General features: G+C 65.4%; 16 protein-coding genes. All 16 read left to right on the top strand.

The annotated features are described in order from the left end of the window. Positions 1-11: 11 nt before the first annotated feature. The 16 genes from V8686_RS00345 (at position 12) to V8686_RS00270 (ending at position 12788) form a co-directional block, all read left to right on the top strand. A complete protein-coding gene (locus V8686_RS00345; protein WP_379701804.1) occupies positions 12-1052 on the top strand; it encodes a hypothetical protein in 1041 nt (346 codons plus the stop codon). Between the two features lie 3 nt (positions 1053-1055). Then, complete coding sequence (locus V8686_RS00340; RefSeq protein ID WP_379701802.1) at positions 1056-1244, top strand: hypothetical protein; 189 nt, start codon at positions 1056-1058, stop codon at positions 1242-1244. Positions 1245-1247: 3 nt separating this feature from the next. After that, the gene (locus tag V8686_RS00335; protein ID WP_379701730.1) at positions 1248-1565 is read left to right on the top strand and encodes a hypothetical protein; all 318 of its coding nucleotides are present in this window, start codon (positions 1248-1250) and stop codon (positions 1563-1565) included. Positions 1566-1568: 3 nt separating this feature from the next. Next, entirely contained in the window at positions 1569-1865 is a 297-nt protein-coding gene (locus V8686_RS00330) for a hypothetical protein (RefSeq protein ID WP_379701728.1), read from the top strand. Between the two features lie 3 nt (positions 1866-1868). Then, complete coding sequence (locus V8686_RS00325; RefSeq protein WP_379701726.1) at positions 1869-2723, top strand: hypothetical protein; 855 nt, start codon at positions 1869-1871, stop codon at positions 2721-2723. Beyond that, a complete protein-coding gene (locus tag V8686_RS00320) occupies positions 2723-3217 on the top strand; it encodes a hypothetical protein (protein WP_379701800.1) in 495 nt (164 codons plus the stop codon). Before V8686_RS00325 ends, V8686_RS00320 begins: the two co-directional genes overlap by 1 nt. Further along, positions 3214-3738 (top strand): hypothetical protein, encoded by a 525-nt coding sequence (locus tag V8686_RS00315; RefSeq protein ID WP_379701722.1) that lies wholly within the window; start codon positions 3214-3216, stop codon positions 3736-3738. The genes V8686_RS00320 and V8686_RS00315 overlap by 4 nt, the downstream gene beginning before the upstream one ends. Before the next feature lie 47 nt (positions 3739-3785). Next, on the top strand, positions 3786-4700 hold the full coding sequence (locus V8686_RS00310; RefSeq protein ID WP_379701798.1) for a phage tail tube protein: 915 nt from the start codon (positions 3786-3788) through the stop codon (positions 4698-4700). Between the two features lies 1 nt (position 4701). Then, positions 4702-5199, top strand: a complete 498-nt coding sequence (locus tag V8686_RS00305) for a hypothetical protein (RefSeq protein WP_379701718.1) — start codon at positions 4702-4704, stop codon at positions 5197-5199. Positions 5200-5344: 145 nt separating this feature from the next. Then, positions 5345-6013, top strand: coding sequence for a hypothetical protein (locus V8686_RS00300; protein WP_379701796.1), 669 nt, complete (start codon positions 5345-5347; stop codon positions 6011-6013). Continuing rightward, the gene (locus V8686_RS00295) at positions 6010-6600 is read left to right on the top strand and encodes a hypothetical protein (protein WP_379701795.1); all 591 of its coding nucleotides are present in this window, start codon (positions 6010-6012) and stop codon (positions 6598-6600) included. The genes V8686_RS00300 and V8686_RS00295 overlap by 4 nt, the downstream gene beginning before the upstream one ends. A gap of 3 nt (positions 6601-6603) precedes the next feature. Then, positions 6604-7191 (top strand): hypothetical protein, encoded by a 588-nt coding sequence (locus tag V8686_RS00290; RefSeq protein ID WP_379701794.1) that lies wholly within the window; start codon positions 6604-6606, stop codon positions 7189-7191. Positions 7192-7193: 2 nt separating this feature from the next. Beyond that, positions 7194-8327, top strand: a complete 1134-nt coding sequence (locus V8686_RS00285) for a hypothetical protein (protein WP_379701713.1) — start codon at positions 7194-7196, stop codon at positions 8325-8327. Positions 8328-8335: 8 nt separating this feature from the next. Next, entirely contained in the window at positions 8336-10564 is a 2229-nt protein-coding gene (locus tag V8686_RS00280; protein ID WP_379701793.1) for a hypothetical protein, read from the top strand. After that, positions 10476-12257 (top strand): hypothetical protein, encoded by a 1782-nt coding sequence (locus V8686_RS00275; protein WP_379701791.1) that lies wholly within the window; start codon positions 10476-10478, stop codon positions 12255-12257. Before V8686_RS00280 ends, V8686_RS00275 begins: the two co-directional genes overlap by 89 nt. Positions 12258-12314: 57 nt before the next feature. Continuing rightward, positions 12315-12788 (top strand): hypothetical protein, encoded by a 474-nt coding sequence (locus V8686_RS00270; RefSeq protein WP_379701789.1) that lies wholly within the window; start codon positions 12315-12317, stop codon positions 12786-12788. The last annotated feature ends 28 nt before the right edge of the window (positions 12789-12816 follow it).

Below are 12816 nucleotides of genomic sequence, written 5' to 3'. Positions count from 1 at the left end.
GAGTAGCGAGAATGAGCACGAACACCACCATCGACGCAGTCCGACAGCAGAACCAGCAGGCCACCCTCTCCCAGAAGGACGTCGACCTCGCGACGCTGGACGGCTTCCAACTTCCGGTCGATGTCACCGAGGAATTCCTCGAGCGGATGCAGGAGGAGATCAGCATCCTCGGGCTGGCCGACACCATGACACTCCCCCGGCTGGAGATGCGGGTCCCGCAGTTCGGCGTCCCGATTCTTTCCGGGAGCGCTCGCGACGAGGAAGCGAGTCGGACCTCGAACTCCGCAGTCGACTCGGGGTACGTCAAGTTCAACGCGACCGACCAGTCGTACTACATCCTCGTCGAGCCCGAGCGTGACGCGCTCAAGAACACCCACTACGGCCCCGACCAGTTCGGCGACTACATCGTCGACCAGTTCATCCAGCGCTGGGGCAACGACGCCGGCCTGATCGGCATCCGCGCGAACGCCAGTTCGGGGAACCTCCAGTCTATCGGGGGCGACGCCGACCTCGACGCGACGTGGAACGGTTGGCTCGCCATCGCCGAGGGCTCGGACAGCGTCTCCGATCGAATCGGCCTGGAGGACACGGCAGCCGGCGAACTCACGACGATGCCCGCGGTCGACATGACCTCGGCGCCGCCGGACACGCAGATGTTCAACGACACCATCCAGAAGCTCGACCCCCGCTTCCGCAACAGCGACCAGGTCGAGCCGGTGTTCCTGATGTCACCCAACAAGCTGCAGGAGTACGTCTACTCGCTCACCGAACGCGAGGACGCCCTTGGCAGCGCCGTCGTGATGGGCGATTCCGACATCACGCCGTTCGACTACACCGTCATCGGCGTCAACGGCTGGCCGGACAGCTACGTGATGTTCACCGATCCCTCGAACCTCGCGTTCGGCCTCTTCGAACAGATGGAGGTCGACCAGACGACGGACACCGACAAGGTCCACGAGAACCGGCTGCACTCTCGCAACTGGATGGAGGGGCAGTTCGACTTCCAGATCAAGGAACTGCAGGCCGGTGTCCTCGTCCAGAACATCGGGTGAGCCATGACTGACCCAACCACTAACGCCGCCCTGCGGCGGGCCTACGAGGAGCATCGCGTCGTCCGAGTCGTCAGTTCCGACCCGCCGGCGGACGAGCGCGTCGACGGGTCCATCTGGTATCGGTCGGACAACGACGAGTTCCGGGCGCAGGTCAACGGTACCCTGGTCACGCTCAACACGACGGCGGTGTAACCCATGCCGACAGTTGAGAAATCCGGGGGTGCGTGGGTGTACATCCGTGCTCTCGATCGGGATTTTCACGTCGGTGATCGGGCCGACGTTGGCGAGGACCTGGCCACCTATCTCGTCAAGGAACGGGGCGATTTCGTCTACGTCGACGAGAGCGGCGACGACTTCGAGATCAACGGCTGGCTGGACAACGACTATCAGGACCGTGCCGACGCTGTCCTGGAGGGCGGTCTCGACGACCACCTCGACGCAATCGAGGAGGCCGAAACCAGCGACACGGTGCTCGAGGCGGTCGACGAACGCCGCGCCGAGCTGGAGGACTAACTCGTGACCAAGTCGACCGAGGAAACGCTGGACATCGAGAACACGGGCAGCGCTGCGTCGCTCCTCCTCAAGGGTGCGACGCTGATCGGCATCCACGTCCGCGGTGACGCGACCGCCAGCTACGCGATCGACGTACGGAAACGCGGCGGCTCGTGGATCCAGGACATCACAAGCGGCTACTCCGGTAGCGCCAACTACGACGATGTCATCGAACAGCCGGCCCACGAACTTCGCGTGCGGTGCTCGTCCGGGACGGCCAACGCTGGCGATCAGGCCACTGTGACGCTCATCGCCGACTGACCTATGCCCCCAACAGGCTACTGCACCGTCGACGACGTCCGCCGAGCGCTCCGGAAGGCCGACCTCCCTGGCGACGCCGAACAGGACCGGTACATTCTCATCGACGCTATCACCGCCCAGACCGAGTGGCTCGAGAAGACGCTCAAACGGCACTGGTACGACCCCACCCCCGAGCGTGACATCCTCCCCGACGCGCCGAAGACACGCGATGACGAACACGACATCCCGACCAACAGCGGGTTCGTCCACGGCGCGAGTGAGTACGATACCTATCGCTCGCGCCAGAACAGCGATGCCCTCTTGGAGGCCGGCCCGCGCCACGAACGCCGGCGGCTGGACTGGCGCGACCGGAAACAGGAGATTCGGCTGGCTTTCGGTGACTCCGCGGCGCTCGAGCCGCCGGTCGACGACACGGTGCCGGCCTACACGCGGATCACCTTCGATCGTCGGGACGTCCAGGCACTCAACGCCTGCCACGTCGTCACCGCCGATGGTGGATTCGACGATTGGGTCGACTCGAATGACTACAGCGGCGGCGTCGGTACCCAGAACCGTGGCGAGGACTACTGGGTCCGCGTCAACAACGGCGGCGTCTCGGAGCTGTACTTGGACGTCCACGCGATGGACGACGAGATCCCGTCGTTCGCGAACGCCGTCTACGTCGATCTCGACTACGGCCACGAGGGCATCCCGCGGACAGTCAGACGCGCCGTCGCCTTCCGTGCCGGCGCCGATCTTGTCGAGGAGGCCGCCATCCAGATCCCCGACAACGCCCGCCTGTACAACGTCGAGACCAAAGCCGAGGAGATGCGCTCGAAGGCTGAGGAGTTGCTTGAGGTCTACGAGGTGGACCTGTGATGGCGACGCTCGAATCGAGTTTCGAGGCGAAACTCCGGAAGGCGATGCTCGACGAGGCCGAACACGCACTCGTCGGTCGGCAGGCGAATCTCGTCTTCGAGTTCGTCGAACTGGTCCACACGAGGCTGCGGGCCTACGGTGAGCGCCACGGCTACGACGTGGAGTCGACGATCGACTCCCTCGGCGAGCCCCAGGTCGAGCGCCGGCGTGACCGCCTCGTCGTCGCGATCGGGTGGGAGAGCGAACAGATGGCGCGCTGGGAGTTCGGCACCTCCGATCACCACGTCGACGGCGACCCCGTGCTCTCCTTTGTCTGGTCCGGGCCGGACGTCCCACAATGGGTTCGCAAGGAATTCGACCAGGCGCGTGATCCCAGCGGTCAGTTTCGATCGGGGTGGCGCGTGTTCCTCCCCGACGTCGACGTTTCGGGACTGCCGGAGTCGAGGGCGATCCGAGACGCGTTCAACGGCCTTCGGAGACTCCTCGAGATATGACCGCCAAGCCAGTAGAGTTCGTCCTCGACGAACTCGGTGCCGTCGTCGACGTCCAACCGGCGGCCCACCCGCTCCGACGCGTCGATCGCGACAACAGCCTCCTCTACGAGGATGGCGGCGACTTCGACATGGGCGGCGCGATCACCGACCGGACGGAGGATCTTCGCGACGCCAACGTCGTCGGCGCGGCCTTCGTCGACCGGTCGGGCAGCTACATCGGCACGGCGCCGAATCTGGACCTGGAGTCGGTCGTCGGCGTTCGCATCGAGGGTTACTCCGGTGGCTACGGGCACGTCGACCCCACCGGCGAGGACGGAGTCCCCTTCCAGGGCACCGACGACGCGCTGGTCGAGCAGATCCGGTCGACGCTGTACAACGCGTTGCAGTGGCCCGATGCGGGGCGCACCGATGTCGCGTTCACCCACCTGACGATCACCAACGAGACGCCGGCGATGGCCGATTGGGAAGACCATCACTGCTACGACTTCGACGTCGCTTTCGACGGCTTCGAGACACTGTGAATTTTCAGTACTATGATAACAATACAACAGACGCGAGGTGAGCGGTCATGACCGGTGGCGGTGCAGCGAGCCTCGCCTTCGGCAAGGAGCAGAGTTTCACGGGGTCGCTGACCGGCGCCCCAGACTACTGGGCGTTTGGGCGCAATCCAACGCTCACCGAACTCTCGCTGGAAAACCAACTCCAACGACTCGACGAGGCCGACGCCGTCGAGTCTGTCGAGAGTGTCAAACAGAACTTCGAGGGCGCGGTCGCCGTCGAGGCGGTCGTCTCGGCGGACGTGCATGGCGACGTTCAGGACCTCGTATTCAACGATAGCGGGACGGGGTTCGTCTCCGGACGGCCCGCCTCCGGGCGCATCTTCGCTGGCATCGACTACCTCGACGGCACGGCCGAGCGCGAACTCATCGGCTGTATCCCGGTCGACTACAGCGTCACCTACGAGCAGGGCGGGATGACGACCTACTCGCTGTCGATGCTGTACGCCGACGAGCAGGAAGCGACATCGATCACACCGACGGGCGTCACACAGGTCACCGACGGGTCCAGTGTGCCCTTCCACGGGACGACGCTCACCATCGACGCCGCCGACGTGACGAAACTCCAGTCGGCAACGCTGTCAATTTCGAACATCGCCCGGTTCCAACGCGGTGGTGAGACAACGCCCGTCGACGCCGTGATCGCCGCGCCAGAGACGACGCTGGAGGCGAGTGCGATCTTCACCGGCCCGGAGACGCGACTGGACTTGGCCTACGGTGGCGGCAGTGTGAACGAGCCCCAGGATCAACTCTCCTCGGTCACGGGATCGTTCTCGCTGACGAGTAAAGGCGGGGCGAGCGTCACAACCTACGACCTCCCAAAGCTCAAACCCGACTCCTACCAGTGGGCAGACCTCATCGACGCCGAGACCGATCTCACCGACCCGACGACGTTCCATGTCAACGGCGGGGTGACGGTGAGCTAAGATGCCACTGGACACCGAATACTACGAGTTCAGTGCGGAAATCGAGCGCATCGAAGAGGCGATGCAGGACATCGCGGAGACGCTCGGCCCGCTGGATCCGGACAACCCTATCGTCCCGACGCTCGAACAGCAGGGCTCGCAACTCCAGTCCCAAGCCGACGGCCTCCGGTGGGCACTCCGCACTTGGGATGTCGATGGCGTCACGCTCGCCGGTCTCACGGGTGGCGAGTACGGCCACGTTGAGGACGGGATGGGCGAGGCCGGGCCAGGCAAGGCCCGTGTCTACTTCGTCGCGAAGGGCACCGTCGAGGCGCCCTATGTCGACGAGGAGATGTCCCTCGACGACCGGGTCGCTTCCGCCTCGGGGCTGCACATCGGCTATCTCCGGTGGGCCGACGCCCGCGTCAGCGAGCTGATGAGCGTCGAGGGAAACGACGGGACGCGCTTCAACGACTTGCTCGTGGAAGCGCGACAGAAACAGACCTCGACCGACGACTGATCTACCAGTATGCCCGCGCGCTTGTCCTCGACCGCGGTGGTGACCCCCGCGTGATTGACGAGATTCCGTGGCGCGACGTCGAGGCGTGGCTGGCGATTCACGACATCCTCGACGCGCGGCGAGCGATCGGGAGCGTGCCTGACTCATGAGTGAGTTTTCCACCGAAGTCTCGCTGCTCGCGACGCCCGACCAGGCGAGCCTGCGCGAGGCCCGCGCCGAAATCGAAGACGCCCTCGGCGACGTCTCCGTTGGCGTCGAAACGGCCGGTGCCTCGGCGAGTGCGGCCGGCGACTCCCGTATCGCCGGCCGTGAGCGGGCGATGTCGCGGCAACTGCTCACGGATCAGACCAACCGACTCGGCACCATCACCGACCATCTCGACCGTGGGCTCGACCTCGATGAGACACGCAACGACCTCCTCCGGGACCTCCTCGAAGAGACGGAGTCGGGGAACTTCTCGCAGGCCAAGGGTGGCGGTGGGCTCGGTGGTCTGGGTGCTATCGGTGGTATCTTCGCCGGCATCCTCGGCGGCGTCGGGCTCGGGAGCGTCATCGCGAGTCGTGTTGGCGACGCCCTCGGGACGATCGACCCGACCGAGGCGATCGGTGGGGTGGACCTCATCCCCGCGGATGTCGTCGCCACGCCGGCCTCCGTCGCAGCGGTTGACCTTATCGGATCGCCGGCCGGTATCGCTGCGAGCGACGTGATCGCTGGCGGTGCTTCCTCGTCGCAGCGAACGTCATCGGGACGCCTGCGACGGTCGCGGCGGCAGACCTCATCGCCGAGGAAGCCGGAATTACGGCCGCCGATGTGATCGGCGTCGCGGCGACAATCGTCGCGGGCGACGTCGTCGGCGAGACCGCCCGCGTCGTTGCCTCGGATGTGATCGACGATCCTGTCTCGCTGTCGGTCGCCGACCTCGTCGACGTCCCCGAGGGCGGCATCGACATCAAGAAGATCATCGCCGGGGCGCTCGCCGCCGGCGCGGGGGCAGAGGCCGCTCGACAGGTTGGTCGTGGGCCAGGCATCGGGACGGCCGCCCGCGTCGGCTCGGCCGTCACGGCACCCTTCGCAATCCCGACGATGGTCGCCGCCCAGTCTGAACGTCGACGAGACCGTGGCAACGGCGGACTCTTGGAGCGGTTTCTCCCCGACCTCCCGAGTCTCGGTGGTGGCCAGGACCGCACCCGCCGAGCGAGCGTCGGTGTGACGCCGACGGCGACGTCATCGGACAGCATTTCGGCGGCGAATCCTGCGCGTGAGCGGTACGACCGGCGAGGAAACAGCACTGACGTCACGGCCAACTACACCATCGAAGGGCGCAGCGACGCCGAACTCAAACGGCTGATCGACCGGCGTGCCAAGCAGCACGTCGAAGAGCTCCGTCGGGACCTTACGTAGCCGATGCCCACTCAGCCACACCCAATCCTCGAAATCGACGCCGACTTCGGCGGCTCACTTGGCCAACAGACCGGCCGCTTCGAGTTCCGGAAGGCAACCGTCGAGGAGACTGTTCGTACGGGCTATCTCGTCGACAGTGCGCTCTCCGACGTAATCGGGTTGTTGTCGGAGTACCTCCCGACCGACGATGGCGCTCGCAAGGGCATCACCATCGACGCCGGCGGCGGGCAACACGTCTTCGAGGTCGACATCACGAGCCTCGGCGCCGAGGACGGCCAGTGGGGCTACTCGAACGACGAAACCGTCCTGGACCAAGCGACCGCGACCGGCGGGGACCGCGTCCAGAAGATGCACGTCCTCATGCGGTATCTCACCATCGGAAGCGTCGACTCGTTCACGCCCGCCCGGCTCATCTACGGCGAATACGCGCCAGGCGGGGTCATGCCCCAGGACCACCTCCCCGTATTCCTCGAGGATCCGAATATCCTCGCCGATCGTGAGACTGCAACGTCGTTCGACGGATCCATTACGTTCGTGGAAACGACCGCGCTCGACCAGACGCTGAGCGGCACCCAGCAAACCCCTGACTGACCATGTCCACGGATCTCAAAGCCTACGCGCTGGCCCTCCCCGCAGCGACGCAGGACCAGCCAACATCGGACCTCACTCAGAACGTCGAGACCTACGGCATGCTCGACGGCGGGAGTGGAGGCGTTGAATCCGTCTCCTCGGACCCCAACCAGCGCACTTTCGACGGCGTCTACGGCGGCCAGTATGCCGCGAAGATGGCGACCGAACTCGCCGAACTCGCGCAGGGTGTCGACCTCGGTGGCATCCCTATCCACGGCCGGCCGGGGCAAACGCCGTTCGATGGCTACTACGTCGTCGAATCGGCGGACGTTGATCCCGCGGACGCCCGCACCGACAACCTCTGGAATTACTCGCTCACACTCCGCCGCAAGGGGACGAAGGCGGAGTACCGCGTCGCCGCCAAAACGGACCCGAAAGAGCGACCCCATCCCTTCGGCAACGATACGACCGAACTGGTGGCGATCCCCGCCACCGCGGACGCAATTCGGTGGGTCTCGCGGGACAAGACCCAGCAACAGGCGGTCGGGGGCCCGACGGCGACCGTGAGCGCAGAACTCGGCGACCTGTCCCAGTTCGACGTGACAAACGCACCCTACGATCGACCGTATCTCGTCTATCGAATCGCCTACGGTGCGGAATCGCCGGTTGATTGTCGCGTGTGGGACACGCGGAGACTCGCCAACAAGCTGGACGGCGACGGCGACCTCCAGTGGGCAAAGGTCTTCGCGACATCCCACGACCCTGTTGGCGCGCTCGTAGCCGACAACGGCCGCCTCCGTGTCACGCTCGACGAGGGCGCCAACACCCTTTCTGCCGAGCGGTGGGACGACGCGAACGGACAGTGGACGAGCGTCCCGCTCGGGAGTTCGGACTGGCAGCTCTTCGACGTCGACCTCACCCACCCCGGCGCCGCGCAGGTTCGCGCCCGCCTGACCTTCGAGGACACCAGCAGCGGCGACCTGTTCGAGGTCGAGCTCGCCCTCCATCGCGGGTGGGACGATCTACTGCTGTACTCGCCGGCGGATCTTCAGGTGCCGTCGGGACTTGTGACGCGGCTGGAGCCGATTGCCGCATCGACGGTGATCGACCCGCAACCTAAGCGGACGCTGATCGCTCGGCAGGAACTTCGGGAGTGACTCGATAGATGCCCACCTACGACACGCCGAACTCCTCGGGGACCTACGACCCACCAGATGGTCTCGCCGAGTTCAAACTCGTCGTTGTGGGCAGCGAAGGGGCGGGTGGCTCGGAGACAAGCGCCGGCGCTGCTGGTAAAGTGGAGGGCGTCCTCCCGCTCTCGGGCGGCGAAAGTTTCACGCTCTACGTCGCGGGGACTGTCTCGGACGGCCCCGACGGCTACCCTACCGTCGGCGCCCCCTCCCCGATAGCGGACGGTGGAGATTCCAATTCCACATCCGAGGTGAATGAGTGGGGTGGTGCCGGTGGTGCCGTTACGGTCCTCGAACGGGACGGAGACGGAGTGTACGTCGCCATCGCGGAAGGTGGTGGTGGCGGTGCCGGTACGTACAACCCTACCTACAACGGAGATCACGGCGGCGGCGGTGGCGCCCGTGGAGGGATCGGCGGACAGGGAGCGCAAGACGGCGGCGGAAGCGGCGAGGGTGGCGATGGTGGGACGCAGGAAAACCTGGACGCAGATCCCGACATCCCGGCGACAGCCGGCCATCCCGGCGGGACGACGGCCATCGCGGAGTTGACGAGCGTTACCGAAACGACTGAGTCCCCCGCCACGCCGCGAATCGAAATCATCGACCACCCGCGGAACGTCTCCCTCACGGTCGCGGATCATACTGACACGACGGTAGATCTTGCAGTCGACGCTGACAACTCTGAGTCGTGGACCATTCACCGATCCACGTCGAGTGGGTTTTCCCCCGATTCGGGCAATCAGGTCGCTTCGATTTCATCCGGCGGTGCCCAGACCTACACTGACACCGGCCTCACACAGGGCAAGATATACTACTACAAAGCCGTCGCCACCAACCCCGCGGGCTCGACGGCCACGTCCGAAGTCTCCCAAACAACAAACGGCCCAGCGCCCACCTTCGGCTCACTGACCGTCGTCGACGACAGCGGTGACGGCCACGCCGACGCCTTCGACTGCGACTTTACTCGTGGTGGCTCTGACGAAGACCACCTCGAAATCCGCGGCTCGATCGACAACGGGAGTTCATTCTCCCAACTTGGGACGGACCAAACACCAGATACCACCCAGTACACGACACCTGAGCAGGACGACGGCCAAGAATACGTCCTCAAGGTCACGGCCGTCTATCCCGACACCGAGAGCGATTCGGGGACGCTGACGCGGACGACGGACCCGCGGGACCTCTCCCAGGATGATATCACGCCGGTCGACACGTCTGTCGAGGATCAACTCCGCATCCCGAACCCCGGCGTCGCGGACTACGGCGACTACCGTGGCCAGCTCCGCGTCACCAACAGCGGGGACGCCTACGGATCGGATGTCGTCGTCGCCTACGACGGCGCCGATCTCGTGTTCACGGGGTTGCCCGACGGAGAGAAATTCGACCTCCAAGGCCGGCACGAGACCGAACACGTCAACGGTGTGTGGGCGGGCGTTTCGGCAATCACCCTGCTTCCTCAGCCGGGCGACGTCCAAGTGGCGAGCATCCAAGCCACCCAGGCCACGATCACCTGGGACGACACCGCCGACAACGAGGACGACATCCTCATCGAGCGTCGCCGGGAGTACGCCGATGGGTTCGGTGCCTACGAGGAGGTAGTCGTGAAGGCTGCGAACGCGACCCAGCACGTCGACGACACGATCGTCCCCGGCGTGACCTACCAGTGGCGGGTGAGTAACCGGACCGAGCACGTCGTCTCGCGGGCGACGACGGCACAGGCCACCAGTAACTCGATTCGCCCGAGCAACGCGGCGCCGACGTCTGGGTGGTGGGCCGAAGTCGACACACCCAGTGCCGATACACCGCGCACACCGCCTATCGTCGGCTCCCCCCAGCGCGACCCCAGCGTCAACGACCTCGAACAGGTCACGATCCCAGTCCCGAAAGACGAGGGCTGGGACTCCGATGCCTTCATCGACGCCCCCGTTCGGGTGTGGCACGATGGCAAGCGCCTCCCCATCGACCAACTCGCTGACCGGGGGCAGACGCCGGGGGCGACGACACTTATCGCCGAGGGCGGGACGGCACTCTACGAGACCGATGAGTACCAGTTTACCAACACCGACGTCCACGCGGCAGTCAACGCCGTCGTTGACGACACACCGCGGCAAGGATGTGACGGCGCCGTCGGTCAGCGAGGACGAGGTCATCACGGTCGACACCCAGGATGCGGCCGAGACGTACCTCGACCGGCGCCGGAGTGACGCACCGGTCGTGGTGCGGGCGGATGGCACCGTCGAACGCGGGCAGACCTGCTGGGTGTGGGAGGGCGAGCAGTACACCAGCGGCGGCACGGTCGTCAGCGGAGAGTTCGGCGACGATGCAGACTATTCGGCCGCCGAAGCGGCCGACGCCGTCGGCGGTACCATCCAGCGAACGATTACGTTAGACCACGACATCCCGGGCGACGAGGTGGAAATCCGCATCCGAGACAAGTACGCCAATCTCGAAGGCGAATTGCAGGTGCGGATCGACGGCAAGACGGTGGGGGCTGACCTGGTCACCAACACCCAGAACAAAACACTCGGCTGGACCAACTACACGGGCGGCCAATCCTACGAAAACGACACCTCCGGCGAGTCCGTCTCGCCATCGGCACTTTCGGCGGGCGACCACATCGTTGAGGTGGAAGCCGTCAATGCAATCCCAGGCGGGACGTCCGTCTCAACGACGGGCACGTGGGCCGTTGACGTCGTCTCAGTGCATGACGGCCGCTACCCGCCGGGCGGGTTCGACAACACGACCGACAGCAACGACGCCCTCGCACAGCCGGGGTATCACTCTCCGGATCCCGTCGGCGCTGTCTTCCTTGTCCGTGGGTTTCGCTCGGGTGTCGGCGCCCGGCTTGCCTCCATATGGGATGATACGAGCGGCGTGCAGGCCGTTGCAGTCTCACAAAACTATGGAGACACGTGGATCGAACGTAGCAACTCGACGGGCGTAAACGCCTCGTGGGCCGATCCATCGGTCGACCTCCTAGTCCGGCTGGCGATCGGTCCCTACGGCACCCAGTCCGCGACCCCGACGACTGGCGTGAGCTCCCAGTCCGTCAGCGAGTACACACTCTACAAGGACGTCCGGGATAGCCCACCACTCATCAACGACCAGTTCCGCGGAACGCGCGAGTCGATTCTCACGAGCCTCGTTGAGCGGGGCGATATGCTGTGGGCGCTGGACTGGGATCGCGACGCCGATCAGCAGGTCGTTCAGATGGCCAATATCGGCGACCGGACGAGCGACCGGGAACTGGACCTCGTGAACTACAACTGGAATACGCGCACCCTCGGCCGGCAGAAAGAATCTGCGACCGTCAAGGGCGCGGCCATCACAGTCAGCGAGGAGTCCGTCACCGCGGACTTGATCAACGACAACAGCCTCGCGAACGACAACCTCGTCGAGGGGACCGCGCAGGTCCGCGACGCGGCGACCGGCGACGCCTACGAGCGCGGCATCGATTGGCGTCTCAACGAGGCCAGCGGGACGCTCTCCTACCCGGCGGCGACGGCGATCAGCGACGGCCAGGCCCTCCTCGTCGATTACGAGTGGAAGCCGATCGGGAGCTATGCGGTTCCGAACGCCTCGCCGAAGAAGGCTCTCGACGACGTGACGGTTTCGGCGACGACCGACGCGATGTGCGAGGCACTGGCGTTCTACCTCGTCGACCGCCTCGAGGATCCAGTGGAATCGGGGACACTCACCATCCCCGAACTGCCGCCCGGCTGGAGCGTCCTCGAGGCGCTGGCCGTCGACGGCCTCCCCAACGACGGGGCGTGGACGCCCCGCGGCCTCTCGGTGCAGGACGGCCGCGTCGAACTGGAGGTGGCGAGTCGGCGGCGCGTCCAGGACGTCGTCGCGGACCTCCGGGGCCGCCTCGAACAGCACGGCGAACGCATCTGATACGGCCTCGATGACCCGCAAGGCGAGGGCCGTGCCCAGTGGACTTCATTCAGACTCATGATTCCAATCCAGACGCTCGCGGAGTTTCTCCGCGGCAACATCGACCTCTCGACCGGGACGTATCGTGCGCTCCTGCTCAAGGACACGACCGCCTACACACCGGATGCGACCGCCCACACCTTCGTGAGCGACGTCGTCGACAACGGGACGACAGCCGAGGAGTACGACGACACCAACTACGCGCGCGTGGACGTCACGGGCCTGTCGGTCACCGAGGACACCACTGACGCCGAGGCGGTCTTCGACGCCGACGACCTCGTGTGGTCCGCGCTCGGTTCGAACACCGGTGGCCAAACGGTTCAGGCGGTGATCCTCTACGAGCAGGTCGGTGGTGACGACACCACACCCGCCGACGACCGAATCATCCGCGTGTGGGACGACAGCACCGAGTCGGCACTGCCCAAACAGACCAACGGCGAGGACTTCACCTGGGAGATCAACGCCGAGGGCGTGCTCAACCTGACGCCATAGATGGTCCTCGATCAAACAGCTGACTTCG

It is taken from the genome of Haloplanus litoreus (assembly GCF_045690335.1).
In the GTDB taxonomy this organism is placed as follows: domain Archaea; phylum Halobacteriota; class Halobacteria; order Halobacteriales; family Haloferacaceae; genus Haloplanus; species Haloplanus litoreus.
This window is presented reverse-complemented; position numbering and strand designations above follow the sequence as displayed.

Coding starts and splice junctions, on each gene's coding strand:
- V8686_RS00285 (WP_379701713.1), top strand. CDS start 7,194: ATGTCCACGGATCTCAAAGCCTACGCGCTGGCCCTCCCCGCAGCGACG.
- V8686_RS00325 (WP_379701726.1), top strand. CDS start 1,869: ATGCCCCCAACAGGCTACTGCACCGTCGACGACGTCCGCCGAGCGCTC.
- V8686_RS00270 (WP_379701789.1), top strand. CDS start 12,315: ATGATTCCAATCCAGACGCTCGCGGAGTTTCTCCGCGGCAACATCGAC.
- V8686_RS00335 (WP_379701730.1), top strand. CDS start 1,248: ATGCCGACAGTTGAGAAATCCGGGGGTGCGTGGGTGTACATCCGTGCT.
- V8686_RS00290 (WP_379701794.1), top strand. CDS start 6,604: ATGCCCACTCAGCCACACCCAATCCTCGAAATCGACGCCGACTTCGGC.
- V8686_RS00315 (WP_379701722.1), top strand. CDS start 3,214: ATGACCGCCAAGCCAGTAGAGTTCGTCCTCGACGAACTCGGTGCCGTC.
- V8686_RS00300 (WP_379701796.1), top strand. CDS start 5,345: ATGAGTGAGTTTTCCACCGAAGTCTCGCTGCTCGCGACGCCCGACCAG.
- V8686_RS00280 (WP_379701793.1), top strand. CDS start 8,336: ATGCCCACCTACGACACGCCGAACTCCTCGGGGACCTACGACCCACCA.
- V8686_RS00320 (WP_379701800.1), top strand. CDS start 2,723: ATGGCGACGCTCGAATCGAGTTTCGAGGCGAAACTCCGGAAGGCGATG.
- V8686_RS00310 (WP_379701798.1), top strand. CDS start 3,786: ATGACCGGTGGCGGTGCAGCGAGCCTCGCCTTCGGCAAGGAGCAGAGT.
- V8686_RS00340 (WP_379701802.1), top strand. CDS start 1,056: ATGACTGACCCAACCACTAACGCCGCCCTGCGGCGGGCCTACGAGGAG.
- V8686_RS00305 (WP_379701718.1), top strand. CDS start 4,702: ATGCCACTGGACACCGAATACTACGAGTTCAGTGCGGAAATCGAGCGC.
- V8686_RS00345 (WP_379701804.1), top strand. CDS start 12: ATGAGCACGAACACCACCATCGACGCAGTCCGACAGCAGAACCAGCAG.